Genomic DNA, 24,309 nt, shown 5'->3' with positions numbered 1-24,309 from the left:
GGTCAACTCCCCAGGGACGGGCGGACGCCTTCGGAACGGATGAGCACCGCGGGCCCGAACACCATCCACACCATGGGGACGCCCGGCCGTGAGACCTGGAACTCCAGTCGGTGCGCGGCGCGGCCCGGTTCGTTGGTGACGGCGGCGTCCGCGCGTCCCTCGGCGACCAGCTGGGCCGCGTGGATGGTGGACTCGGCGGGCACCCAGGCGATGTCGTAACCGCCCCGGCCACCCTCGGCCCCGTCGAGCAGCTCCACCAGACGGCGGGTCTCGTGCAGGGTCGCCAGCCGCAGGACCCCCTCGTGCAGACCCGGTGGCGGGGTCGCGATGCCGTACTCGGGGGTCGGCGTGGAGAAAGTGGCGTCCAGCCGCAGCCGGGGCGACCAGAAGAAGCGGGTCGCGCACTCGGCGGCCGCCGGCACCAGCGCGTAGGCGGGGCCGCCCCGGCCGCCGACGGCGGCGAGCAGTTCCTCGAAGGAGTCGTACGGCACGGGCTCCACGACGGGTCCGCCGAGGTGGGCGAGCCGGTACCCGAGGCGGGCGAGGGCGACCATCGAGGTGGTGCCGTCCGGGCCGAGGGTGCCGACCCGCAGGGTGCCGGGCCGCAGCAGGGGCGAGTGGGGTATGCGGGCGGGCTCCCACAGGATGGGGAACGGCGTCGCGTCGGAGTCGGCGTCGGTGTCGTCGTCGCGGATGCCGAGGCCGCGGAACAGGGACTCGGTCATGCGCGGTGCCCCCGGGCTCCGGCGAGCCGGCGGGCGGCGGCCGTCTCGTGGTCGACGGCGGTGCGCCGGTCGTGGATGCGCGCCGCCTTCCAGCTGACGAAGGCGCCGGTCGTGGTGACCGGGTCCAGCTCGTCGGGCACCTCCACCCGGCAGCGCACCCCGAGCGCGTCGGCGACCCGCGCCGCGTGCGCGGCCCCCATCCCGGGCTCGGGCCCGTCGGGCAGGTCGAGCCGGACGGTGATCAGGTCCTCGCCGTGCGCGTCCCGGTCGATGACGACCTGGTAGCCGTAACTGTGGTCGATCCGCCCCAGGACGGCCTGCTCGATCTGCCAGGCCTGGAAGCTGTGCCCGCCGAGGACGATCCGGTCGCGCGTGCGGCCGACGACCCGGATGACGGGGCCCTGGATGCCGCAGCCGCAGGTGTTGGCGGAGAGCTCGACCAGGTCGCCGGTGCGGTAGCGGATCAGCGGCTTGATCCCGTCGATCAGCATGGTGACGACCAGCTCTCCGGTGCCCCGGTCGCCGAGTGCGGCGCCGGTGTCCGGATCGACCAGCTCGGCGATGTAGTTGGGCCGCGCCAGGTGGAGCCGGCCGTGTGCGCAGGCCGAGGCGACGACCAGGGTCTCCTGGGAGCCGTAGAGGGCGTTGTAGGTGCGGGCGCCCCACGCCTGGTCGATCTGGCGGGCCAGGTCGGGGGTGCACATCTCGCCCGTGACCAGGAAGACCTTGACGGCGAAGTCGCGGCGCGGGTCCAGCCCCTGGTCGCGGGCGGCCCGGGCCAGCGAGAGCGCCACGTTCGGGGTGCAGAACACCACGTCCAGGGCCAGGTCCCGCATGAGCTGCAGCGCCTTGGGGAAGCCGATGACGGGGGAGTACGGCCAGATCTTGGCGACGGCCGAGCCCACGTTGCGGGCCACGTCGCCGAGGGTGTCGCCGAGCGAGTGCACCTCGGTGGGGCCCATCACGCCGACGCGGGGGGCCCGGTCGCCGAAGACGTCCGCGAAGATGTTCCGCCAGCTCTCCGTCACATGGGCGTTGGAGGCGATCACCTCGCGCGGGTCACGGGGGCAGGGGGTGGCCGGGCCGGTGGTGCCGGTGGTCTCGTAGTAGAAGCAGGCCTCGTCGAGATCACGGCTGAGGACGTCGGACATGGCCGTGCGCAGATCGTCCTTCGTGGTGAAGGGCAGCGCGCTCAGGCCCTCCAGGGTGAGCCCGGCGGCCGGTACGCCGGCCAGGTGCCGGGCGTAGAAGGGGGACCCGTCCTGCGCGAGCGCGACGACCGCGCGCAGCTGCTGCCGCGCCCACGCGCTCCACTCGTCCTCGCCGAGTTCACCCGCGGTGTACCGGTCGTGCAGGGTCAGATAGCGCTCGATGAAGTCGCGGTGCTTCCCGGATGTGGGCAGCCACATGGATCCCCCAGGTGATTCGGCGGGTGCGGTGGACGTCAGTGCCGTGCACCAGGTGCGTGCCTGGGTGCGCCCGTACGCGTCCGGGAAGCGGCTATCCGATAGTGCGGGCCGCACCGACCAGCCCTCAATCCGCCTTAGGAGGCACTCCGTTCGCTCTTGGTGGCATGGCGGTGGCGGGCGTGGGCGATCACGCCGCCGCCGCGGCCGTGGTCACGAACCGCCGGATCAGGTCCGGGTCCTTGACGCCCCGGGAGCGTTCGACCCCGCTGGAGACGTCCACCCCCCAGGGCCGCAGGCCGGTGACCGCCCCGGCGACGTTGTCCGGGGTCAGCCCCCCGGCGAGGAGCCACGGACCGGTGGGGGAGGCGCCGAGCGCGGCCGGGTCCCACCGCTCGCCGGAGCCGGGCCGGGGCGAGTCGATGATCAGCAGGTCCTCGCCGAACGCGCCGGTCTCCAGCGGCGCCCCGCTGCCCGGGGAGGTGGCCCGGATCAGCCGGAAGCCGTCGGCGCGCAGCGCGGCGAACGCCTCGGGGGGCTCCGCCCCGTGCAGCTGAACGGTGTCGACGCCCGCCTCGGCGGCGGCACGGCGCACCTCGTCGAGCGGTTCCCCTCGGAACACGGCGACCGTGGCGGTCCCCTCGGGCACCTGGGCGGTCAGGGCGCGTACGGCGGACGGGGCGACCTGGCGGGGGCTCGGCGTGAGGACGAAGCCGATCGCGTCGGCCCCGGCCTCGACCGCGGCCGCCACGTCCTGCGGGCGGCTCAGGCCGCACACCTTGATGTACATGTCTTCTCCTGGGTCCGGGACGGGAACGGGACGTTCATGGTGTCAGGGCCGTCGGTGCTCACGACCGGACGGCGGTACGCGAGCACAGGAAGGCCAGCGCCCCCGCGGTCAGCCCGCCCGCCGTCAGGGCCAGCGCCGCCCGCGGTCCGGCCGCGGACGCGAGCAGCCCGCCGAGCAGCCCGCCCACCGGGATGACCGCCCAGGTGAGGAAGCGGAAGGTGGCGCTGACCCGGCCGATGAGCTCGGGGGGCACGGTCGCCTGGCGCAGCGTGATCGAGTGGATGTTGAAGACCGCGATGCCGAAGCCGTTGAGGACGTAGCTGATGCCGAGGAGCGCGTATCCGAGTCCGCTGCCGGAGCCGGGTGCGAGCGGCAGCAGCAGGGTCGCGGTGGAGGCGACCACCATGCCGAACACCATGGCGCGTCCCACGCCGAGCCGTTGTCCGAGGCGGCCGGCGGACAGGGCGCCGCCGAACGCGCCGATGCTGCCGGCCGCGATGATCATGCCGAGACCGGCCGGGCCGAGCCGCAGGACCCGGATGCCGTAGAGCGGGAAGACGACCAGGACGACGTCCCAGAGCAGGTTGTACAGGGAGGCGTGCAGCATGATCACGCGCAGCAGCCTGCTGTCGAGCGTCATGCGCAGCCCGGCGGCGATGTCCTTGCGTACGGAGGAGCGGGCGCCGTCCGGGCGGGCCGGCCGGGTCTCCGGGGTGCGGATGCGCAGCAGCATGGCGGCCGCGAAGAGGTAGCCCAGGCAGTCGACGAGGATGGCCACGGGCGCGGTGAGCACCTGGATCAGCGTCCCGCCGAGCCCCTGCCCCGCGGTCTCCGCGACCGAACGGCTGGCCTGCAGCTTGCTGTTGCCCTCGACCAGTTGCTCCTTGGCCACCAGGGAGGGCACGTACGCCTGGTACGCCACGTCGAACAGGGCGGTGAGCACCCCGGTCGCGAAGGCCACGGCGCACAGGGCCCAGACGCCGAGCCCGCCCAGCCAGGCGAGCAGCGGCACGGCGGTGAGGATCGCGGCCCGCCCGAGATTGGCGGCGATCATCAGCGGGCGGCGGCGCACCCGGTCGGCCAGCACCCCGGCGAACAGGGTGACGCACAGCACCGGCAGGTACTGGGCGCTGTTCAGCAGCCCCAGCTGGGCGGGGCTCGCGTCGAGCAGCACGATGGCGGTGACCGGCAGGGCCAGCTCGGTGACCCGGGAGCCGAGCAGGGAGACCGTCTGTCCGGCCCACAGCCGGCGGAAGTCCCGGTGGTGCCAGAGCCCGCGGGGCGGCTCCGGGGCCTGCCGCCCGGCCCGGTCGAGGAGCTCAGCCGACGACATGGGCTGCCTCCCGGACGGACGGTTCCCCGGTGGCGGCGGGCTGCTCGTCGAGCGGGTGCCAGTCGAGCCGGTAGGAGGCGAGTGTCTGGCGGATGGCCGCTTCGACCTCCGTCGAGCGGCCGGCCCGGTAGCGGAACGTGCCGGCGGTGTGCACGGCGCCGCCGTTGCCGCTGAGCACCGTGCCGGGGGGCGGCAGTGTCTCGGCGTAGAGCGCGGGCACCCGGCCCACCAGTGAGGTCACGGCGTCCACGACGGCCGGGCGCACGGGCGGTTCGGGCATCATCAGATACCCGGCGACCGGGCCGTTCAGGTCCATCGGCCGCGTCGTGACGTCCTCGCCCAGCTGCACCAGCGCGGAGGCGGCGACCAGGTCGAGTCCGTAAACCTCCTCCCAGATGACCCGGACCTGACCGCCTCCGGCCCGGGCGCCGATCTCCAGGAACACCAGGTCGTCGCCCTCGCCCGAGGGCCCGGTGGTGCGGAAGACCTCCAGGTGGAAGACGTCGTCGGTGAGGGCGAGGGCGGCGCACACCCGCTCGGCGAAGTCCGTCACCCGGCTCTCGAAGTCCGGGTCGTCGTTGGCGACCGAGCTGAAGGCCGTGCCGGTGGCGAAGTCGAGGCAGTTGCCGCCACAGCGCCAGGCCCGCGAGGTCAGCAGCCGGCCGCCCCGCACCACCCCGTCGATCTGGTAGAGCACCCCGTCGATGAACTCCTCGCACTGGGCGTCGGCGAGGCCGGCGCCGTCCAGCAGGGCGTCCAGCTGTTCGTCGGAGCGGACCACGTGCACGCCCTGGCTGTCGGCGCCCGCACGCGGTTTGAGGACGAACGGATAGCCGTGCCGCGCGGCGAACTCCCGCACCAGGCCGGCCGTGGGCGTCTCCTGGAAGGCGGGCACCCGGAGCCCCGCCGCCGCGACCAGACCCTTCATCACGACCTTGTCCCGCACGGCGGCGACCTCCGCGGGGCCGCGCCCCGGGATGCCGAAGCGCCGGCGGATCTCGCCCGCGGGCTCCAGGTCGAACTCGGAGAGCGCGAGGACGTGGGTGAACGGTCCGTACAGCTCGACGAGTTCCGCGGTCTGTGCCAGGACCTCGCCGGTGTCGGAGAGGTCGGACAGCACCCGGATGTCCTCGGCCAGCTCCTCGTCCAGCGGCGGGCGGCCCGCGGCGGTGGTGAGGTAGGCGACGCGGTCGGCGGTGTGGTCGATGTAGCGGTGGTACTCCGCGAAGGAGTTGGTCCAGCGGTTGATGATGAGGACATGGCGGTTCATCGGGTCTCCGGATGGTTCGTGGACGGTCCTGCGGATGGCTCAGCTGAAGGTCACGGCACTTTCGGCGCGTTGCAGCACCCGGGCCGTCTCCCGGTACGAGGCGCCCGCGGCGAGCACGTAGCCGAGCCGGCCCGCCGAGCTGCCGGGGTCCGGCAGCGCACTGCCCGGGGGCAGGAGGACGCCTATCTCCCGCACCCGCGGATCGGACTCGATGACCGGGTCGACGCGGAACTCGCGGTAGGTGTCGAGGCCGGGCCGCAGGAAGTAGCGGATGCCGGCCCGGGCGCCCGACCGGCGGGCGGCCGGCTGAGGATTGGACAGGCCCAGGTAGCAGCGCAGCATGATCTCGTAGAGGTCGTGGCCGCAGGCCAGGCGCAGCAGGTCGGGGATGCGGTCGCCGGGCAGCCGGGCCGCCACCTCCATCAGCAGCGGGCCGCGGGCCGACATCCGCAGCTCGGCGTGGAACGGGCCGATGCCCAGGGCGACGGAGTCGAGGACGCGGGTGATGTAGGTCCTGATCTCCTTGGCCGACGACGTCTTCAGCTGGGCCGGCACGATGTGCCCGACCTCGACGAAGTGCGGTTCGGCCCCGAGGATCTTCTCGGTGATGCCGAGGATGTGCACCCGGCCGTCCTCGACGTACCCCTCGACGCTGTACTCCGGCCCCTGGACGTACTCCTCGACCAGCACCAGACCGAGGCCGCCGCGCGACCCGTCGGGCCGCCCGGAGCGCAGCGCCCTGCGGAACGCGCCGACGGCCTGTGCCGGTGAGCCGGCCCTGCGGACGTCGAGGCTCCCCGACTGGTCGACCGGCTTGACCACGCACACCGGCCCGAGCTCCGCGTACGCGGCGGCGGCCGCACGCGCGTGGGAGACGATGCGGTACCGGGGCTGGTCGAGACCCGCCGCGTCCAGGGCCCGGCGCATCCGGTGCTTGTGGCGCAGCGGTTCCACGCCCGCCGGGTCGATGCCGGGCAGGCCGAGCGCGGCGGCGGCGTGGGCGGCGAGCGAGACGAAGTGTTCGAAGCCGGGCAGGACGGCGTCGAGCGGGGTCTCGGCGTGCAGGGTGCGGACGAGGTCGAGTACGGCGGCCTGGTCGGAGGTGTCGGCGTTGATCACCCGGTCGGCCTTCGACGGGTCGTCGCCGGGCCCGGCGAGGGAGCTCAGGACGAGGACGGTGTGGCCGAGTTCGTGGGCCCGGGTCACCAGCTCGAGACCGGAGGAGCGGGGCTCGATGATCAGGACGGTACTCATGCTGCTTCCTGCGGGGCCGGGGCGCCGGTGCCCGCGAACGCGGCGGCGCGGGCGGTGTCGAGGAGTTCCATGGACTCCAGGTGCAGGGCGAGGTCGCTGCGCGGGGCCGCGCGCTCGCCGCGGAAGTGGGCGTACGCCTGCTCGATGAACCGGGTCAGGGGGGCGTCCTGGACGACCCTGCGGACCGGGCGGCCGGCGATGCGGACCTGGCCGAAGTCGTCGTCGCCGGAGACGGGGTAGTCCGCCACGAGCGTTCCCTCGGTGCCGTGGATGTGCAGCCGGCGGCGGCGTACCGGCGAGGCGAGATCGGTGTACAGCGTGGTCCGCGCGCCGGAGGTGTGCCGCAGCGTGACCTCGGCGCCGCCCAGCCGGGAGAGCCGTCCCGAGGGCAGTGGCAGGTCCCAGCCGCGTGACGCGGTGACCTCCGCGACGGGCCCCGCGAGGTGCAGGGCGAGCAGCAGCTGGTGCGGCAGCTCCACCTCGAAGGCGCTGCCGTGGCCCTGGGTCTGCAGCGAACGGCGGAAGCGCGGCTTGCTCTGCTCCATGTGGTACGAGACCGGCTCACCGATCGTCCCCGAGGCGACGAGCTCCTCGGCGGCCTCGGTGACCTTGCTGGCGGGCCAGACGCTCATCGGCAGCACCACGGCCCCGGTGGCCTCCGCGAGGTCCACCAGGTGGGCGGCCTCCTGCACGGTGTGGGCGATCGGCTTCTCCAGGATGAAGCGCTGGGCCCCGACGCGCAGGAGCTGCTCCAGGCAGTCCCGGTGGGCGTCGGGCGGGACCGCCACGTGGAAGACGGCGTCGGCGACCCGGTGCCCCGCCGCCCACAGCGCCGTCACGGCGCTGCGGACGTCGGGCACCCACTGGCCTCCCGACACATCGGCGGGGCGTGGATCGACGGCGATCACCGTCGACCGGCCGCCGGTGATGTCCCGCAGTGCGCGATGGTGCAGATCGCGGCCCGCGTGTCCGTATCCGACGATGACGGAAGGTGAATTGCCTTTCTTCCTCATCTGTTTACCGCCCTTCGCTGTCGTAGTGACTGGAGCTTCGCAGCGGGCCGGGCGGTGCTGCCAGGCCAATTCTCCTGACCCCTGGCGGACCACTTGGAACGGCCGGTGATGCCTCGAAAGGAACATGGCCGGCCGCCGAGGTGGTAGCGGCCACAACACATTCTCGACAGGGGCCGTGGATAGGCTTGTCCGGCGTATTCGGAATTGCCGTGCCATTCAATTCACCTGAAGAAGGAGACAATTGATGAGCCTCGAAGGCCGGGCCGCCCTGGTCACCGGTGGTTCCCGCGGCATCGGGCGGGCCATCGCGCTCCGTCTCGCGGCCGACGGCGCCGCGGTCGCCGTGAACTACCGCTCCCGAAAGGACGAGGCCGAGCGCACGGTCGAGGAGATCACCGCCCGCGGAGGGCGGGCGATAGCCCTGCGGGCCGACGTGTCGGAGCCGGACGCCGCCCAGCAGTTGGTGGACGAGGCCATGGCCGGCCTCGGCGGACTTCACATCCTGGTGAACAACGCCGGGGTGGCGCGCGACGGTCTGCTCTTCGACCAGGCGCCCGAGGACTGGTGGGAGGTGCTCAGGGTCAACGTCGGCGGCGTCTACCACTGCACGCGGGCGGTCGCCGGTCACTTCATGTCCCAGCGCGAGGGCAACGTCATCAACATCTCCTCGGTCATGGGCGAGGGCGGCTGGGTCGGGCAGTCCAATTACTCCGCCTCCAAGGGGGCGGTCAACGCCTTCACCCGGGCCGCCGCCGTCGAACTGGCCCGCTTCGAGGTCCGGGTCAACGCGGTCCTCGCCGGGTTCACCGCCACCGACCTGATCGGCGGGCTGCTGGAGAAGGACGGCGGCCGGGCCATCAAGCGGCAGCTGCCCCTGCGCGACTTCGCGACCCCCGAGCAGGTGGCCGGCGCGGTCTCCTTCCTGGCCGGCGAGGACTCCACGTACATCACCGGCGAACTGCTGCGCGTGGACGGCGGCTGGGCGGGACAGCTCGGCCTGGGCCGCGCCAAGTAGCGGAGCGGCGCCGCGCGTCGCGGCGAACCGAAGGGGCCCCGGGGGAATGTCTCCCCCGGGGCCCCTTCGGTCGCCCGGTTCAGCCGATCCGGGCCAGTCCGCGGGCATTGCGCCGGCCGCTGCCCCGGGAGACGGCCAGCGGGTCCCAGTCCTCCGCGCGCTCCGGGAGCAGGTCCGGGTCGCCCAGGAGCGCGCCCCGGTGGACCTCGGCCATGAGGCCGCGGCCCAGGATCTGTCCGGCCAGGGCCATGCCGCCGGCCGCGGAGCCGGTGATGCCGGTGCCGTGGCGGGTGTTGGTGCCCACCATGTGGAGGCCCTCGATGGTGGTGCGGGTGTCGGGGCGGCTGCCCGTACCACCCCACTGGGCCAGTCCGTAGGGCGTGCCGCCGGTGGCCAGGGTGTAGCGCTCGTGGGTGATGGGCGTCGCCGTCTCCAGGTGCACGATGTGGTCGCGGAACGGACCGATCGCCTCCTCCGCCGCGCTCAGCATCGACTCGGTCAGCTCGGCCTTGCGCCGCTGGTAGCCCTCGTTGCGCCGGTACCGCTCCCCGGCCGCCGGCCCCTTGCCCACCCCCCAGTAGTCGTAGGACGGCGGACACAGCGTCATCACCTGGAAGTTGCTGTGCCCCGGCGGGCAGACGGCCGTGGTGCCCGGGTCCTTCAGCGAGGCGAACGAGACGAACAGGAAGGGCACCGGACTGATGGTCTCCCGTGCCAGCTGTTCGTAGTAGCCCTCGATGTCGTCGTCCCGGTACCACCACAGGTTGGCGTTCGGGCGGGCCGGGAGCTCCTTGTCGATCGCGACGTAGAGCGTGGCCAGCGGCAGCGCCATCTTCGCCTGCCGGGTCCTCGACACCACCCTGCGGCCGAAGTGCTCCTCGCCCACGAGGTCGAACACCGTCCGGGAGTAGTCCGCGTTCGACACCACCAGGGCGGAGCGGTGGACGTCGCCGTCCGTCATCCCCACCCCGGTGACCTTGCCGTCCTCGACGAGGATGCGCTCCACCCGGCTCCTGGTCCGCAGTTCCCCGCCGTGCGCCTCCAGCGCCTCGACCAGCGCCGCGGCGAGCACCTGGCCGCCGCCCTCCGGGTAGTAGGCGCCCCGCAGGTAGTGGTCGGTGACCGCCGCGTGGGTGGAGACGGTGGCCTGGCGCGGCCCCATCCCGTAGTTGGGCGACTGCGCGGCGAGCACGGTACGGGCCCGGGGGGTCAGCCCGCAGTGGTCGAAGAGCTCGGTGAGGGTCCGGCGCCCCCACTCGGCGGTCACCGGCGTGCGCGCCAGCAGATCGGCCAGGGACGGCTCACCGTCCGACAGCATCATCGAGCGGGTCTCCGCGGCGACGGCCGCGCAGATCCGGGTGAACCGCTCGATGCCGGCGCTCTGTCCCGGCAGCGCCGCCGTCAGCCGCTTCGTGTAGGCCTCCCAGCCCACGGGCACGTCCACCGTGAGGTTCGGCAGGACGATCCGGTCGAAGCCGCCCCGGTCCATCTCCCGGTAGGTCACCCGTCCGTCGAGCCCCAGACCGGAGAAGATCGCCGGCAGCACCCCGCCCGGCCCGCAGTCGCCCAGGTAGTGGACGCCCACGTCGAACTCGTAGGCCCGGCGGCGGCGGAAGACATGGCTGTTGCCCCCCGCCACGTCGTGCTGCTCCAGCACGAGGACGCGGCGGCCGCTCACGGCCAGGTACGCCGCACACACCAGGCCGCCCATGCCGCTCCCGACGACGATGGCGTCCCACTCATCCCGCTTCACCATGCAGCTCAACCGTCCTGTTCTTGTAGGCGGGACTCAGGTTCTTCCCGGCTTCTCCCCGACGGGGCTCAGACCCGCTCGCGTACGACCAGCGCACCGGCGTTGCCGTCGTGGCCCACCGAGGTGATCAGCCCGACGCGGGGGGTCCGGCTGCCTGGCGTGCTCTGCCAGCGGGCGAGCAGCGCCGCGAGCTGGAGGGCGCCCGAGGCGCTGTACGTCTCGCCCAGCACCTCGGTGACGCGCACCGGCTCCGGCAGCCGGCCGAGGGCGAGGCGCACCGCGCGCTCCTCCAGCCGGCCGAGTCCGACGTGGTCGCCGGCGCCCAGGGACACGTCGGCCACGTCCTCGGCCGTCACCCCACTGCGCTGGAGGGCCCGGTCGATGGCGGCGCTCAGGCCCGACGTCAGGCCGCGGCGCACCCCGCCCCGTCTGCCGGCCCCGGTCCAGCCGTAGAAGCCGGCCTCGCAGGCGAGGAGGTCCGCGAGGACCGGTTCCCCGGCGGACTCCTCGGCCCGTACGACGAAGACGGCGCTGCCCTCGCCGACGGGAGCGGACTCCCGCAGCGTCCCGGCGTGGTGCCAGGCCCAGGCGGTCGGGGCGCTGAGTTCCTCGGCGCCGCCGACGAGCAGTTCCTCGGCGCGCCCCGCCGCCATGGCCAGCCGGGCGTGGCGGAAGGCGTAGAGACTGGCGGTGCGGCCGCCGGCCACCGTGGCGTTCAGGCCCTTGAGCCCGTGCCGGATGGCCATCTGGCCGGCGCTGCAGTTCATGACGCTGCCCGCGAACTTGCCCGGGTTGATCAGGTAGGGCTTGTCCAGGGTGAGCGTCTCGTACAGCAGGTCGGAGTAGCCCGCGATGCTGCCGGTGTTGGTGGCCAGCACCACGCCGGTCCTGGCCGGGTCCGTGCCGGCCGCGGCGGGTCCGGCCGCTTCGAGCGCCTGCTTGCAGGCGACCAGGCTCAGGCCGGCGAGCCGGTCCAGGTTCTTCGTCCCCTTGCGTCCCAGGTGGTCGGCGGCCTTGAAACCGGCGACCGGCCGGACCGGACGCGGCGGGTACGCCGCGTCCGCGCCGGCTACGGCCTGGGGCACGGGGCCCCGGTCCAGCGCTCCGGCCAGGGGCGCCAGCCCGTAGCCCGCGCTGGAGACCACTCCGACGCCGACGACCGGCAGGGGCTGCACGGGCGCGGCCGTGGTCACAGGTACCTCCCGAGGATGGTGATGACGTTGTTGCCGCCGAACGCGAAGCCGTGGTTCTGGACGATCTCCACCCGCGCGTCCCTGCCCCGGCCGGGGACGCAGTCCACGCCGGGCCCCAGCTCCGGGTCGGTCTCGACCAGGTTCGCGGTGGGCGGCAGGAACCCCTGTTCCAGGGCGGTGCAGCAGGCGATGGCGCCGAAGCCGCTGGCCGCGCCCATGGTGTGGCCGAGCATCGACTTGATCGAGCTGATCGGCGGCAGCCGGTCGCCGAAGACCTGGCGGACCGCCCGGACCTCGGTCGCGTCGTTGGTCGGCGTGCCGGTGCCGTGGGCGCAGATGTAGTCGATCTGGTCGGGGACGACCCCGGCGTTATGGTGTGCGGCCCTGATGCAGTCCGCGATGCTGGTGGCGTCCGGGTGCACCATGTGGGAGGCGTCGCAGTTGGCGGCGTACCCGAGCACCTCGGCGTAGATGCGGGCCCCGCGGGCCAGCGCGTGGTCGAGCGGTTCGAGCAGCAGCGCCGCCCCGCCCTCGCCCGTGATGATGCCCGAACGGTTGGCGTCGAACGGCTGCGGCAGGTCCTCGGCCATCGCGCCCAGGGCGTAGAACCCGGCATGGGTCAGCCGGTTCACCGAGTCGGCGCCGCCGGCCAGCATGAAGTCGGCCTCGCCCAGGCGCACCATGTCGAAGGCGTACCCCAGCGCGTAGTTGCTGGCCGAGCAGGCGGTGGGGATGGTCTGGGCGTCGCCGCTCAGGCCGAGTTCGGCGTTGACGGCGCCCGCTATCTGGCCGGCCGGCAACTGGCCGACCAGGCGCGGCTCCAGGCCCTTGAGGCCCTGGGTGACCCACTGGCCGCCCAGGCTCTGGGCGACCGCGGACTCGCCGCTGGTGGTGCCCATGATCGAGCCGGACCGGCCGGCCGAGAGCAGCAGGGGGTCGATGCCGGAGTCCTCGACGGCCAGCCGGGAGGCGGCGGCGGCCAGGAGCGCGCTGCGGCCCCACCGGTCGGGGTCGAGGTGGTGCAGGAGGGCGGCGGGGTCGAAGTCGTCGACCTCGGCTGCCTTGCGGCTGGGGAACGGGGTGGCGTCGAAGCTACGGGCCGGTCCGATGCCGACCCGGCCCGCCCGGAGGGAATCGGCGAAGTCACGCACGCCGATTCCGACCGGGCTGACCGCTCCGAGTCCCGTGATGACGACTCGGCGCAGGGTCGACTCAGGCATTACGTGCGCATCCCTCGACGGCGAGCAGCAGCGCTCTGAGCGTGGTCAGGGACTCGAGGTCCTCCTTGGGCAGGACGTAGCCGAGTTCCTTCTCTATTCGGGAGACCACGGTTATCAGCGTGAGCGAGTCGCTGTCGTAGTCGTCGATGAACAGACCGTCCTCGGTGAGCTCACCGTCTTCCAGTTCCAGTTCCTCGTTGACGATGTCGATGACGCGGTTTTGCAGTTCGGCATCCAGTTCCACGGTCTGCACGGTCATGATGGATCCTTTCGTAAGGAGAGAACGTGAAGGGGTTTCGCGCCGGATCTCAGGAGACGGGCCGGACGGGCCGAAGTGGTCAGGCGGCGGCCGGGGTCGGCGGCGTGAGGGTGAGGGCGCCGATCTGCGTCAGCAGCAGCAGGTCCTGGCGGAAGCCCCAGTGCTCGACGACCTTGCCGTCCTCGATGCGGTAGATGTGGGACTGCTCGACGTCCACGTCGCGCCCGGTCGGCGCGATGCCCAGGAAGTCGCCGGTGTGCTTGCCGGTGAAGCGCAGCCGCAGGACGGCGCGGTCCCCCTCGGAGAAGCTGTCCAGGTGCTCCCACGTGGCGCCCTCGAACGCGCTGTGGACCCAGCGCGCGGTGCCGAGGTAGCCGTAGGGGCCGTTCGGGACGCCGGCCTGGGCCTCGTGGTCGACGAACTCGTCGGCCACGTACTTCAGGGCGGCCTCCTCGCTCAGGTCGTTGAAGATCAGGCCCATGTTGATGGAGAGGTCGAGTGCTTCGGTGCTCATCTGATTACTCCTCGAACGGTGGGAGGGAACCCGGGGAGGTACCCCGGAAATCTGTCGGTCGCGGACCCGGCGGGGCGGCTCAGTGCCCGGCGCCCAGGCCGCCGGTGACCGGGATGACCCCTGCGGTCACGTACGAGGCGTCCTCGCCGGCGAGGAAGCGCACGGCCGCGGCCACCTCCTCGGGGGTGCCGGTGCGGGCCAGCGCCGTCCTGGCCAGGGCCGCCTGGCGGCGCGCGTCGGTGACGTGCTCGACCATGTCGGTCTCGATCATTCCGGGGGCGACCACGTTGACGGTGACGTTGCGCCGGCCCAGTTCGATGGCGAGCGACCGGGCGAAGCCGATCAACGCCGCCTTGGCGGACGCGTAGTTGGTCTGCCCCGGCGCGCCGGACATGCTGTTGATGGACGACATGTAGATCAGCCGGCCCCAGCGGGCCTTGATCATCGCCGGGACGACCTCGCGGGTGACGCTGACCGCCGCCTGGAAGTTGGTCTCCATCACGGCCCGGAAGTCCTCCTCCGGCATGCCGATCAGCAACTGGTCGCGGGTGATGCCCGCGTTGGAGACCAGGATCTCGACGGCGCCCTGCTGGACGGACACCTCCTCGACCGCGGCCTTGACCTGGGCGGCGTCGGTCACGTCGCACCGTACGGCGAAGAAGCCGGGCGGGGGCTCACTGGAGTGGTAGGTGATGGCGACCTTGTGGCCCTCGGCCGCCAGGGCGCGCGCGGTGGCGAGCCCGATGCCCCGGTTTCCGCCGGTGACGAGTACGGAGCGGCTCATGTGCACTTCCTCCTGGTGGGGCGCCGCGGGCCTTGCGGCCGGGGCCGGATCGCGTTCGGGGTCGGGCAGGGGCGCCTCATGCGACGCCGTCCCACAGGGAGGCGAGCTGGGCGCCGGCGCTCTCGGCGTCGAGGAAGAGCACCGACTGCCAGCCGGCCGCCTCGGCGCCGGCGCAGTTCTGCGGGAGGTCGTCCACGAGGACGCAGAGCTCCGCGGGTACGCCCGCCCGCCGTGCGGCGAGTTCGAACATGCCGGGGGACGGTTTGCGGTGCCCCACCTCGAAGGAGAGGAGCACGTCGTCCCAGAGCCCGGAGGGCTCGATCATGCGCCGCCAGTACGGGTCCCAGGCGGGCACCATGTTGGACAGCATCCCGACGAACGCCCCGCGGTCCCGCATCTTGCGCAGCTGGGCGATCCAGGCGTGGTTGGTCTCCCGCCCGTCGAACCAGGCGTCCGCCATCGTGGTGAGGCGGAGCGTGACGCCGTGCTCGGCCTCCAGCACGTCGCCGATCTCCTGGAGCCACTCCTCCTCGGTCACCACCGGGGTGTCGATCGGCTCCATGATGTCGCTGGTGCCGTACCGCGCGGTGACCGTGGCCAGGGCGCGGCCGAGGATCTCCTGGTCCAGGCCCATCGACGCGCAGAACGTCTTCATGGTGTGGGCGAGCGGAGGGGTGAGGACCCCGCCGAAGTCCGACCAGACTGCCAGCCGGGGTGGTGTGGTGTCAGACATGCCAGGTCCTCAGGATCCGTGGAGGTGGGAGACGTCGGCGACGGTGACCGTGAGTTCCGCGATCTCCTGGGCGTCCTGGCGGAAGCCGACCCGTATCGCGTGCAGGCCGCCGGCCCCCTCGGGGTCCGGGGTCGCGGTCGCGGTCAGCGGGGCGTCCAGTTCGGCGAAGCGCTGGAACCCGCCCTCGTAGCCGACGGCGCAGAGGGCGGCGGAGCGGTCCGTGGACCTCGCGGCCTCCGCGGCCCCCGAGGCTCCGGCGGTGAACAGCGCCAGCTGACGGGCCGCCTCCACCAGGGTCATGGCCGGCAGATGGTCGTAGGAGTGGTCGAACAGCGCCGGGTTGTCGAAGCGCGGGGCGACCTGGGCCGTGACGGCGCCCGCGGTGAACTCCGGCTCGGTGAGGACGACGTTCAACGGGTTGTCGCGGCCCACCAGTTCCGGCGCCACACGCCGCACGCCGCCCGGCACTTCGGTGAAGTCCGAGCTGAGCGGCGCGGGCGTGCCGCGCTGGGCGTGGCGCAGGATCTCGTTCTCGTCCCCCTTGAGGAAGAGCACGTCCATGGAGTGGTCGCCCACGTGCACGTCACCCATGTAGATCCGCTGCTCCAGCCGGCCCTTGCGGTACCGGCCGTTGTGCCGGGCGGTCTTGCCGTAGAAGTCGGTGTCGACCCGCGGCGGCCCGGCCTCGCCGCCGATGCGCAGCGCGTGCAGATTACGCAGGGAGAACTGGAAGGCGTGCACGATGGCCAGGGTCCCGGCCGGGACGCCGGCGTTGGTGTGGGAACCGGCGATCGCCGCCTGCCGGCCCGCCTCCAGCAGCAGCAGGGAGTCGTGCAGCTTCGGCTGCTGCCGGTGGTCGCTGTAGTAGAGGTGGGTGAGCGGCAGGTGGATGCCCGCGGTCACCGCCATCGGCCGCACACTCCTGACGTCCGTGACGAAGACCTCGGAGATCGCGGAGCGGTGGGCGAGGGAACGCTCGATCGTGCGGCCGTACTCGATGGCAGGGGCCACGGACGTCGTGGCGTCTTCCAGCACCTGGGTGGTCATCGGTTCCTCCGAACCAGTTCTCGGGGTGATCTGCCGGGCGGCGGGCCGGGTCAGCCGACCGTGACCGACACCGGGTTCTCGTCGCTCGCGCCGTCGCCGGCCCGCTCCGCGCCGCGCCTGATGAACAGGCCGCTCACCGCGCCGAGCATCACCACGACCACGCCGATCCACAGGGCGGCCTCCAGGCCGTCGGTGAACGCCGCGGCCGGGTTGCCCGAGGTGTTGTCGGCGAACTGACGGCTGAAGACGGTGGTGAGTGCGGCCACACCCAGGGCGCCGCCGAACTCCCGGCTGGTGTTGTTGGCGCCGGACGCCTTGTTCTGCTCGTTCTCCGGCACCGCCGCGATCACCGTGGCGGGGTTGCCGGCGAAGACCAGGCCCATGCCGATGCCGGCCAGCGCCAGCGCGGGCACCAACGAGCCGTAACCGACGTCGGGCGTGACGACCAGGGCGATCCAGCCCAGGCCGACGCCCTGCAGGGCGCAGCCCGCCGCCTGCAGCACTCCGCCGCCGATCCGGTCCACGAACTGACTGGCCACGGGCACCACGAACATCGGCGCCAGCGTCCACGGGATGGTGCGCAGACCCGCCTCGAAGGGGGAGTAGCCCATGGGGCCCTGCAGGAACTGGGTGAGGAAGAAGATCGACCCGAAGACGCCGAAGTACATCGTGATCGACACCACGTTGCTCAGCACGAAGGCCGGCGCGCGGTACATGTGGGCGGGGATGAGCGGGTGCTTGCTGTTCCGCTCGGACACGATGAACGCCACGGCCAGGACCACCGTGAGGGACAGCCCGGTGAGGGTGGTGGGCTGCGTCCAGCCGTGGTCGGCGGCCGAGACGATGCCCCAGACGGCGGAGACGACCGAGCCGGTCACCAGCACCATGCTCGGGACGTTCAGGCTCCGCTCCTTGCCCCGGCTCTCGCTGACCGCCCACAGGGCGAGCGGCAGCGCGATCACGCCGACCGGCACGTTGATCCAGAAGATCCAGCTCCAGTCGATCTTCTCGGTCACCAGGCCGCCCGCGAGCGGACCGGCCGCGATGCCGAGACCGTTGACGCCGCCCCACACCCCGACGGCCAGGTTCCGCTGCGCCCGGGAGACCGCGCCGACGGCCAGGGTGAGCGACACCGGGAGGATGGCCGCCGCGCCGGCGCCCTGGAACACCCGGGCGATGACGAGGGTGACGACCGAGCCGGCCATCGCACAGGCCACGGAGGACACCGTGAACAGGGCGATGCCGCCGAGGAACACCCGGCGGCGGCCGAACCGGTCACCCAGTGCCGCGCCGGCCAGCAGCAGGCCGGCGAAGGCCAGCACGTAGCCGTTCATGACCCACTGCAGTTCGGACTGCTTGACGTCGAAGTCCTTGCCGATCTCCGCCAGCGCGTTCGTGACCACGAGGTTGTCCAGCGAGACCATGAACATGGGTAAAGACGTGGCGACGAGGGCCCAGAGGACGCCTCGGCTCTTGGTTGTCGTCATCGGATCGTCCCCTTGCTGCTCGTGGAGGTGCTGCTCGTGGATGCGCCCGTGGGGCGGTGGCCGTGGTGCGGTGTGGTCGAGCGGGGAAGGCGGCGCAGGACGATCCGGTCGGAGGTCTCCCCGACCAGGACCGTGCCCACCTCGCCGCTGAGCACGTAGTCGCCGTACGGCGTCACGGCGACCGTCGTGGGGCCTCCGGTGGGCCACGGCGCCACCTGGGAGCGGACGGTGGCGCTGCGCCAGCCGTCGCGCGAGGCGACGACCGTGACGGCGTCCACTCCGCCCGGCGCGCCGACGGCTTCACCGATGGAGTTGGTGACGACGACCAGGGAGCCGTCGGGGCGCAGCGCGAGGCCGTCGGTGCCCACCAGCGGCCGGGGCAGGGCCACCTCGGCCACCCGGCGGCCGGCCGGGGCGTTCGGGGTGATCCGGAACATGGCGCCGTTGTCGTAGCGCAGGGCCAGCAGGTAGCCGTCCGGGTGCCACGTGATGCCGTTCAGGCCGACGATGTCCGCGGCGAAGCGCGGGTCGGTCACCACCGGGGTGACGTGGCCCGCGAGGTCGATCCGCTGGAGCGTGGCCGACACGGAGTCCGTGACGTAGATGTTGCCCTGCGGGTCGAAGGTCAGGTCGTTGGCGAACGTGCGCGCGAGCCCCTGGGCGACGTCGATGCGGCGCTGCAGCTTGCCGGTGTCCAGGGCGAAGACGGCCACACCCGAGGTCGGCGGCTGGTCCCCGACCTCCAGCCGCTGGCGGATCCAGAAGTCGCTGTAGGCGACGAGGATGCGGTTGCGCGCGGTGTCCACCCGGATGCCGAGGGTGGAGACCATGCCGAGGCTGGGCGCGAGCTCCTCGACGGTGCCGTCCAGCCGGATCACCGAGAGGGTGCCCTTCAGGGCGGAGCCCACCAGGAAGGCGCGACGCGTGGGGTCCCAGGCGACGCCCTCCGGGTAGACGTCGGCCGCCCGGGTGTCGATCACGTCCGGCCCGGTGTGACGGCCGGCGACAGCCGCCGCCGGGGAGGACGAATCCGCCAGGGCGGGGGCCGGAAGTGCTATCGGCGCGATCGCCGTGAGGACGGCCGCGGAGGCGAGCACGGCTCTTAGCGGGAGGGCGCGGGACACGGTGTTCCTTTCATGGTGGGTCGGCGGGAATCCGCCCCGCGCGGCGTGAAGGGGGAATGCGCGCGGGGCATTCGGATTCCGGCGGTGCGAGGGGCGCGGAAAGGCGGAAAGGGCGCTGTGAGGGGAGGGAAAGGGATCGTGCACCGGGCGTTTCCTCCCGGCGGTTCCTGCGGTCGATTCCGGCGGTCGCTTCTTACGGTGGGGGGACCGGGAATTACGGGGCGGTGAGGCGCCCTCGGTCGTGTTCACTGCGGCACACCATCGAATCTAGGCGGGCCGCCGCACGATATGTAGAGGACCTAGGACGTACCGGGACTGTCTCCTTCGAGGCATTCCCGGCCCGCGGTGAGGTGCGCGGTCGTCCGCGTACGCGCACGGCTGAGGGCCGCCACCCGGTGATGCGGGTGACGGCCCTCAGCCGTTGCTGTCGTGCGTGCGTGCGGCCGGCCCGCCTGCCGGCTTCCGGCGGCGGGGGGCGGCGGCTACGCGATGTGGTCGGCCTCGAGTTCGGCGTGGTAGCGGTTCTTGAAGCCCTGGATCAGCTGGCGGAGCAGGGCCGCGCTGCGCGGGTGCCGCACGTTGTGGCGGTCCGACAGGTGTATGTCGAGGACCTCGATGCTGGGGTACGTGCTGTGCTGGTTCACGAACTCGGCGAAGACCTGGTAGGCGACCTCGCTGAAGTCCGCGTCCTCCTGCGCCCACTCCTCGGCCCACTCGTCCGCGGCTTCGACGACGGGCTTCGGCTGCTGCTCCTGGACCGGGAACCGCTCCTGCACCGGAGCCTGGGCCTGGTCCGGGACCTGCGCCTCGTCGCCCTCGGGGGACGGCGGCCCCTGCTCGGTGCGGGGGCCGGGCACGGCGCCGATCGTGCCGACGTTGCCGAGCGGCCGGGTGCGGCCGTTGGGGCCCGTCGGGATCATGACCGGGGTGGGCTCCAGCCCCTCCACGTACGTGGGGTTGTACGAGCCCTCGTACGCCCCGTCCGGAGCCTGCGCCGCGAACCAGGGGCTCTCGTGCGCGCCGGGCCCCTCCGCGAGCTGCGGAACCGGCTGCTCGTCGGGCCACTCGCCGGGAACCGTCGGGGCGTACTGCTCCTGCTGGGGGGCGGACGCGAGCTCGGGCTGCGGGGCCTTGTCCGTGACGGCGGCGGCCGCTTCCACGGCGACCGGTGCCGGGGCCGGCGGCAGCAGGACGGGTTCGACGCCGGCGGCCGCGAGACCGGCGGGGCCCGTGTCGGCGAGCGGGACGCCGTACTTGGCGAGGCGCAGCGGCATCAGGGACTCGACGGGGGCCTTGCGGCGCCAGTTGCGGCCGAAGCGGGCCTGGAGGCGGGCCTGGTAGATCAGCCGGTCCTGTTCGAGCTTGATGACCTGCTCGTAACTGCGCAGCTCCCACAGCTTCATCCGCCGCCACAGCCGGAACGTCGGCACGGGCGAGAGCAGCCAGCGGGTGAGGCGGACCCCCTCCATGTGCTTGTCGGCCGTGATGTCGGCGATCCGGCCCACCGCGTGGCGGGCGGCCTCGACCGAGACGACGAACAGCACCGGGATGACCGCGTGCATACCGACGCCGAGCGGGTCGGGCCAGGCGGCCGCGCCGTTGAACGCGATCGTCGCCGCGGTCAGCAGCCAGGCCGTCTGACGCAGCAGCGGGAAGGGGATGCGCAGCCAGGTCAGCAGCAGGTCCAGTGCGAGCAGGACGCAGATGCCGGCGTCGATGCCGATCGGGAAGACGAGCGAGAAGTCGCCGAAGCCCTTCTCCAGGGCGAGCTCGCGCACGGCCGCGTACGAGCCCGCGAAACCGATCGCCGCGATGAGCACCGCGCCGGCGACCACGAGCCCGATGAGTATCCGGTGCGTGCGTGTCAGCTGCATCGCGGCCACCCGCGATCCCCTCCCCGTTTCTCCGTCTCCGACGCCCGCTCCAGCGGGGCGACTTCGAGTTCTGGCGGGCACAGCCTGGCACATGCCGGCGCGGGGCGTCGCGCGGGGAGGGGCGAAGTCCGGTTCTCGGACGAGGACCGGACTCCGTGAGGCCGCTTCCGTACGCGGTCGCGGGGGCCGCCGGACGGCACTCCGGAGGTCTGGTGTGCCGCTTCACCGGCCGGGCCTCCCCGCCCTCGGGGAGAGGGGCCGGGGCCGGTCAGCCCGTCTTCTTCGCGGAGGCGGAGGCGGAGGCCTTGGCGGACCCGGAGGGCTTGGGCGAGCCGCTCGGCTGTCCGCCGTCGTTGGCGGCGGCCACGGCGGCGACCGCCTCCTTGGCGGCCTTCTCGGCGCCCTTGAGGATCTCCTCGGCGGACGGGGTCTTGGCGCCCGCGTAGCCCGCGCCGTTGTAGTTGAGCGTGACGACGACGTTCCCCGTACGGGCGACGACGGTCACGTACTTGAAGTCCTCACCCGTCTTGGTGAGGTCGTACGTGATCTTGGTGGCTTCCTCGCCGATGGAGCCGACGGGGGCGGTGGCGAGCTTCTTGGCGCCGTCGGCCGCCTGGGCCTTGGCGACCTGCTTCGTGTAGTCGGCCTGGGCGCGCTCGGAACCGCTGCCCACGGCCTGGTCGGACGCGAAGCGGCTGAAGCCGACGTCGAGCCAGCGGTACTGGGAACCCTTGACGCCCTTGTCGGCGAGGCCGTTCCACGAGCAGCCGCCTCGGACCGCGGTGTCGCTGGACTTGCCGCGGGTGCCCTTCTTGTTCTTGGCCGAGGGCACGAGGGACTTCACCGTGTTCGCGGTGACCGACGCGCACGGGTCGGGCAGCGCGGCGAACCTGGCCGGCGCGACGGCCGCTTCCGACGACTTCGCGTCCGGTGCCGCGGACGAGGAGGAGGCGTCGTCCTTCTTGCCGTCGGAGTCCGACGAGCAGCCGGCGACGACGAGCATCACCGGTACGGCGGCGCAGGCGAGTATGCGGGCGAGTCGCGGGGCTGATCGGTGCATGGTTCCTTCACTCGGGTGGCGCGGCGGTCGGGCTGCCAGACGGTCGGTGGGCGTGGTCGGTGGGCTCGGCGCGGTGGCCGGCCGACGGGTGGTTCCGGAGGGCCACGGTACGACGGACGGGCGCCGGATGCCGCCTCGGCCGGACGGCCCGCGGGGCTTCCCGCGGGCTGTCCGGGGCGGCCGGGGGCGGGGTTATTCGCTGAGCCTGTCGACCAGCTTCTGGCCCAGTGCCTGGGCCTTCTCCTGCAGTTCCCTGCTGTCGGGGATCTCGGTGGAGAGGGCCGGCTGCGCCGTGTACTCGATGGTGACGATGACGTTCGATGTGCGGAATACCACGCTCACCGTGCGGTGTTGTGCGGCGGAACCTGCCCGGGTGAGTGAATCGTCCAGAAACGCACTGTCTCCGAGCCGGTCGAGGACGCGGGGCTGGAGGTTCTCGGCGGGGCCGCCGGCCGTGCCGCCCGCGGCGTCACCCGCGCTGCCGGTAGCGCCGGCGGACGGGTCGGTGCCGCTGCCGGGTGTCGTGTCCGGCTTCCCGGCGCTCTTGCCTCCGGTGTTCCCGTCACCCGTCGGGGTGTTCCCGGGCGATGCCGTGTCCTTGTCCGCGGCGTCGGGCAGGGGGGCGGACAAGGGGATGTCCGCGGCCTCCTGCTTCTTCGCGTACACCTCACGGGCGCGGTCGTCGTCGCTCACGGAAGGGTCGTAGGAGACGACGCGCTCGAAGTCGATGGCGATGCTGCGCGAGGCGTCGGGCGCGTCGGACGTCCAGCGGCAGCCGACGCGGCGGTCCGTGTCGAACGTGCCGGCGGGTGTGCCCTGGTACACCTTCTCCTGCTGGGCCTCGGGCAGGAGCGCGGCGCCGGGCAGGAGGTCCCTCAGGGTGGCGAGGGGGATGGTGCGGCAGGCCTCGGGAAGGGTGCGGTACCTGCCCGGGGGCGCGGCGGAGACGGTCAGGGTGCCGGGCTTGCTGTCGGTGGCGGATGCGTCGCCTTCGGTGCCGGAACTGCAGCCGGCGACGAGTGCGGCGATCAGCACGGCGCCGGGTACGTACGCCATTCGTCGCACGGTCCTGGGCTCCCTTCGCGCGAAAAACGGTTGCCGCTCGATGGCGGCCGATGGACACAATGTGTATCGCACGCGCCGCCGTGAATGCCGGTCGACCGACTCATTTGCCGACCTTGGCACCGGTTTTGCGCTTTCAGACTTTTCGGGGGAATCGAGGGATTATGTCGTATGTAGAGGTACCGGGCGCGAAGGTTCCCATCCGTATGTGGACTGATCCGGCTTCGGTCGAGGACGTCGCGATGCAGCAGCTGCGCAACGTCTCCACCCTGCCATGGATCAAGGGCCTGGCCGTGATGCCGGACGTCCACTTCGGCAAGGGCGCCACGGTCGGATCGGTGATCGCGATGCACGGGGCGGTCTGCCCGGCGGCGGTGGGCGTGGACATCGGCTGCGGCATGTCCGCGGTGAAGACCTCGCTGACCGCCAACGACCTGCCCGGGGACCTCTCCCCGCTCCGGTCGAAGATCGAGCAGGCCATTCCGGTGGGCCGGGGGATGCACGACGAACCGGTGGACCCGGGCCGGCTGCACGCGCTCGCGGCGACCCGCTGGGACGACTTCTGGGCGCGGTTCGACGGGGTGGCCGACGCGGTCAAGTTCCGTCAGGAACGTGCCGCAAAGCAGATGGGAACGCTCGGCGGGGGGAATCATCACATCGAGGTCTCCCTGGACGAAGCCGACGCCGTATGGCTGACACTGCACTCCGGATCGCGGGCCATCGGCAAGGAGCTCGCCGACTTCCACATCGGCCAGGCACAGAGACTGTCGCACAACCAGGGCCTGGTCGACCGCGACCTGGCTGTCTTCCTTGCGGACACTCCGGAGATGGCGGCCTACCGTAACGATCTCTTCTGGGCCCAGGAGTACGCGAAGTACAACCGCGCGACGATGATGTCGATCCTGAAGAGCGTGGTGCGCAAGGAGTTCAAGAAGGCGAGCGTGACCTTCGGCCAGGAAGTCAGCTGCCACCACAACTACGTGGCGGAGGAGCGGTACGAGGGCATGGACCTGCTGGTCACCCGCAAGGGGGCGATTCGGGCGGGCAGCGGTGAACTGGGGATCATTCCGGGCTCGATGGGCACGGCCACGTACATCGTGAAAGGCCTCGGCAACGAGAAGGCGTTCAATTCCGCCTCGCACGGAGCGGGCCGTCGAATGAGCCGTAATGCGGCCAAGAAGCGGTTCTCGACACGTGACCTGGTGGAGCAGACCCAGGGCGTGGAGTGCCGCAAGGACTCCGGCGTCGTGGACGAGATCCCCGCTGCCTACAAGCCCATCGAGCAGGTCATGCGGCAGCAGCGCGACCTGGTCGAGGTCGTCGCGAAGCTGAAGCAGGTCATCTGCGTGAAGGGCTGAAGCGTGGGCGGAGGCCGCCTTGGACGGCCTCCGCC

The 24,309-nt window shown here is 72.3% G+C and carries 22 protein-coding genes; 2 read left to right on the top strand and 20 right to left on the bottom strand.

All coding sequences use genetic code 11. The annotated features are described in order from the left end of the window. Positions 1-2: 2 nt before the first annotated feature. The 7 genes from ABZ454_RS06960 to ABZ454_RS06930 form a co-directional block, all read right to left on the bottom strand. A complete protein-coding gene (locus tag ABZ454_RS06960; protein WP_359536405.1) occupies positions 3-725 on the bottom strand; it encodes a hypothetical protein in 723 nt (240 codons plus the stop codon). Further along, a complete protein-coding gene (locus ABZ454_RS06955) occupies positions 722-2,134 on the bottom strand; it encodes an AMP-binding protein (protein WP_356314197.1) in 1,413 nt (470 codons plus the stop codon). Before ABZ454_RS06955 ends, ABZ454_RS06960 begins: the two co-directional genes overlap by 4 nt. 187 nt (positions 2,135-2,321) lie before the next feature. Continuing rightward, positions 2,322-2,921: a phosphoribosylanthranilate isomerase gene (locus ABZ454_RS06950; RefSeq protein ID WP_359536404.1), complete on the bottom strand. Its 600-nt coding sequence runs from the start codon at positions 2,919-2,921 to the stop codon at positions 2,322-2,324. 58 nt (positions 2,922-2,979) lie between these two features. Next, positions 2,980-4,254 (bottom strand): MFS transporter, encoded by a 1,275-nt coding sequence (locus ABZ454_RS06945; protein WP_359536403.1) that lies wholly within the window; start codon positions 4,252-4,254, stop codon positions 2,980-2,982. Then, positions 4,241-5,524: a hypothetical protein gene (locus ABZ454_RS06940; protein ID WP_359536402.1), complete on the bottom strand. Its 1,284-nt coding sequence runs from the start codon at positions 5,522-5,524 to the stop codon at positions 4,241-4,243. Before ABZ454_RS06940 ends, ABZ454_RS06945 begins: the two co-directional genes overlap by 14 nt. 39 nt (positions 5,525-5,563) lie before the next feature. After that, on the bottom strand, positions 5,564-6,778 hold the full coding sequence (locus ABZ454_RS06935) for an ATP-grasp domain-containing protein (RefSeq protein ID WP_359536401.1): 1,215 nt from the start codon (positions 6,776-6,778) through the stop codon (positions 5,564-5,566). Then, positions 6,775-7,791, bottom strand: coding sequence for a Gfo/Idh/MocA family oxidoreductase (locus ABZ454_RS06930; RefSeq protein ID WP_356314182.1), 1,017 nt, complete (start codon positions 7,789-7,791; stop codon positions 6,775-6,777). Before ABZ454_RS06930 ends, ABZ454_RS06935 begins: the two co-directional genes overlap by 4 nt. A 244-nt stretch (positions 7,792-8,035) precedes the next feature. Between ABZ454_RS06930 and ABZ454_RS06925 the strand changes: the two genes are divergently transcribed. Beyond that, positions 8,036-8,806, top strand: coding sequence for a 3-oxoacyl-ACP reductase family protein (locus ABZ454_RS06925; protein ID WP_356314179.1), 771 nt, complete (start codon positions 8,036-8,038; stop codon positions 8,804-8,806). A 79-nt stretch (positions 8,807-8,885) separates the two neighbouring features. On the opposite strand, the gene ABZ454_RS06920 is transcribed toward ABZ454_RS06925, so the two are convergent. From ABZ454_RS06920 to ABZ454_RS06860, 13 genes are all read right to left on the bottom strand, one after another. Beyond that, a complete protein-coding gene (locus tag ABZ454_RS06920) occupies positions 8,886-10,562 on the bottom strand; it encodes an NAD(P)/FAD-dependent oxidoreductase (RefSeq protein WP_359536400.1) in 1,677 nt (558 codons plus the stop codon). 65 nt (positions 10,563-10,627) lie between these two features. Further along, positions 10,628-11,752: a beta-ketoacyl synthase N-terminal-like domain-containing protein gene (locus ABZ454_RS06915; RefSeq protein ID WP_359536399.1), complete on the bottom strand. Its 1,125-nt coding sequence runs from the start codon at positions 11,750-11,752 to the stop codon at positions 10,628-10,630. After that, positions 11,749-12,972, bottom strand: coding sequence for a beta-ketoacyl-[acyl-carrier-protein] synthase family protein (locus tag ABZ454_RS06910; RefSeq protein ID WP_359536398.1), 1,224 nt, complete (start codon positions 12,970-12,972; stop codon positions 11,749-11,751). The genes ABZ454_RS06915 and ABZ454_RS06910 overlap by 4 nt, the downstream gene beginning before the upstream one ends. After that, positions 12,965-13,231 (bottom strand): phosphopantetheine-binding protein, encoded by a 267-nt coding sequence (locus ABZ454_RS06905; RefSeq protein ID WP_356314167.1) that lies wholly within the window; start codon positions 13,229-13,231, stop codon positions 12,965-12,967. The genes ABZ454_RS06910 and ABZ454_RS06905 overlap by 8 nt, the downstream gene beginning before the upstream one ends. A gap of 79 nt (positions 13,232-13,310) precedes the next feature. Further along, positions 13,311-13,745 carry an ester cyclase gene (locus ABZ454_RS06900; protein WP_359536397.1) on the bottom strand — a complete coding sequence of 145 codons (435 nt, stop codon included), beginning with the start codon at positions 13,743-13,745 and terminating at the stop codon, positions 13,311-13,313. Positions 13,746-13,824: 79 nt separating this feature from the next. Next, positions 13,825-14,529: a 3-oxoacyl-ACP reductase FabG gene (fabG, locus tag ABZ454_RS06895; protein ID WP_356314161.1), complete on the bottom strand. Its 705-nt coding sequence runs from the start codon at positions 14,527-14,529 to the stop codon at positions 13,825-13,827. 76 nt (positions 14,530-14,605) lie between these two features. Further along, a complete protein-coding gene (locus ABZ454_RS06890) occupies positions 14,606-15,262 on the bottom strand; it encodes an HAD-IA family hydrolase (protein ID WP_356314158.1) in 657 nt (218 codons plus the stop codon). Positions 15,263-15,271: 9 nt separating this feature from the next. Continuing rightward, positions 15,272-16,309 (bottom strand): AfsA-related hotdog domain-containing protein, encoded by a 1,038-nt coding sequence (locus ABZ454_RS06885; RefSeq protein ID WP_359536396.1) that lies wholly within the window; start codon positions 16,307-16,309, stop codon positions 15,272-15,274. Between the two features lie 50 nt (positions 16,310-16,359). Further along, entirely contained in the window at positions 16,360-17,796 is a 1,437-nt protein-coding gene (locus ABZ454_RS06880) for an MFS transporter (protein WP_356314152.1), read from the bottom strand. Then, entirely contained in the window at positions 17,793-18,920 is a 1,128-nt protein-coding gene (locus tag ABZ454_RS06875) for an SMP-30/gluconolactonase/LRE family protein (RefSeq protein WP_359536395.1), read from the bottom strand. The genes ABZ454_RS06880 and ABZ454_RS06875 overlap by 4 nt, the downstream gene beginning before the upstream one ends. A 482-nt stretch (positions 18,921-19,402) precedes the next feature. After that, positions 19,403-20,803: a DUF2637 domain-containing protein gene (locus ABZ454_RS06870; RefSeq protein WP_359536394.1), complete on the bottom strand. Its 1,401-nt coding sequence runs from the start codon at positions 20,801-20,803 to the stop codon at positions 19,403-19,405. 259 nt (positions 20,804-21,062) lie between these two features. After that, complete coding sequence (locus tag ABZ454_RS06865; protein ID WP_359536393.1) at positions 21,063-21,854, bottom strand: DUF3558 domain-containing protein; 792 nt, start codon at positions 21,852-21,854, stop codon at positions 21,063-21,065. Positions 21,855-22,046: 192 nt separating this feature from the next. Then, the gene (locus tag ABZ454_RS06860) at positions 22,047-22,910 is read right to left on the bottom strand and encodes a DUF3558 domain-containing protein (RefSeq protein ID WP_359536392.1); all 864 of its coding nucleotides are present in this window, start codon (positions 22,908-22,910) and stop codon (positions 22,047-22,049) included. A gap of 170 nt (positions 22,911-23,080) precedes the next feature. Between ABZ454_RS06860 and ABZ454_RS06855 the strand changes: the two genes are divergently transcribed. After that, entirely contained in the window at positions 23,081-24,274 is a 1,194-nt protein-coding gene (locus ABZ454_RS06855; protein ID WP_359536391.1) for an RtcB family protein, read from the top strand. Positions 24,275-24,309 lie beyond the last annotated feature (35 nt).

Source organism: Streptomyces sp. NPDC005803 (assembly GCF_040630435.1).
Classification (GTDB): Bacteria; Actinomycetota; Actinomycetes; order Streptomycetales; family Streptomycetaceae; genus Streptomyces.
This window is presented reverse-complemented; position numbering and strand designations above follow the sequence as displayed.

Coding starts and splice junctions, on each gene's coding strand:
- ABZ454_RS06940 (WP_359536402.1), bottom strand. CDS start 5,524: ATGAACCGCCATGTCCTCATCATCAACCGCTGGACCAACTCCTTCGCG.
- ABZ454_RS06920 (WP_359536400.1), bottom strand. CDS start 10,562: ATGGTGAAGCGGGATGAGTGGGACGCCATCGTCGTCGGGAGCGGCATG.
- ABZ454_RS06950 (WP_359536404.1), bottom strand. CDS start 2,921: ATGTACATCAAGGTGTGCGGCCTGAGCCGCCCGCAGGACGTGGCGGCC.
- ABZ454_RS06865 (WP_359536393.1), bottom strand. CDS start 21,854: ATGCACCGATCAGCCCCGCGACTCGCCCGCATACTCGCCTGCGCCGCC.
- ABZ454_RS06945 (WP_359536403.1), bottom strand. CDS start 4,254: ATGTCGTCGGCTGAGCTCCTCGACCGGGCCGGGCGGCAGGCCCCGGAG.
- ABZ454_RS06955 (WP_356314197.1), bottom strand. CDS start 2,134: ATGTGGCTGCCCACATCCGGGAAGCACCGCGACTTCATCGAGCGCTAT.
- ABZ454_RS06860 (WP_359536392.1), bottom strand. CDS start 22,910: ATGGCGTACGTACCCGGCGCCGTGCTGATCGCCGCACTCGTCGCCGGC.
- ABZ454_RS06885 (WP_359536396.1), bottom strand. CDS start 16,309: ATGACCACCCAGGTGCTGGAAGACGCCACGACGTCCGTGGCCCCTGCC.
- ABZ454_RS06905 (WP_356314167.1), bottom strand. CDS start 13,231: ATGACCGTGCAGACCGTGGAACTGGATGCCGAACTGCAAAACCGCGTC.
- ABZ454_RS06925 (WP_356314179.1), top strand. CDS start 8,036: ATGAGCCTCGAAGGCCGGGCCGCCCTGGTCACCGGTGGTTCCCGCGGC.
- ABZ454_RS06880 (WP_356314152.1), bottom strand. CDS start 17,796: ATGACGACAACCAAGAGCCGAGGCGTCCTCTGGGCCCTCGTCGCCACG.
- ABZ454_RS06960 (WP_359536405.1), bottom strand. CDS start 725: ATGACCGAGTCCCTGTTCCGCGGCCTCGGCATCCGCGACGACGACACC.
- ABZ454_RS06890 (WP_356314158.1), bottom strand. CDS start 15,262: ATGTCTGACACCACACCACCCCGGCTGGCAGTCTGGTCGGACTTCGGC.
- ABZ454_RS06900 (WP_359536397.1), bottom strand. CDS start 13,745: ATGAGCACCGAAGCACTCGACCTCTCCATCAACATGGGCCTGATCTTC.
- ABZ454_RS06935 (WP_359536401.1), bottom strand. CDS start 6,778: ATGAGTACCGTCCTGATCATCGAGCCCCGCTCCTCCGGTCTCGAGCTG.
- ABZ454_RS06855 (WP_359536391.1), top strand. CDS start 23,081: ATGTCGTATGTAGAGGTACCGGGCGCGAAGGTTCCCATCCGTATGTGG.
- fabG (WP_356314161.1), bottom strand. CDS start 14,529: ATGAGCCGCTCCGTACTCGTCACCGGCGGAAACCGGGGCATCGGGCTC.
- ABZ454_RS06930 (WP_356314182.1), bottom strand. CDS start 7,791: ATGAGGAAGAAAGGCAATTCACCTTCCGTCATCGTCGGATACGGACAC.
- ABZ454_RS06910 (WP_359536398.1), bottom strand. CDS start 12,972: ATGCCTGAGTCGACCCTGCGCCGAGTCGTCATCACGGGACTCGGAGCG.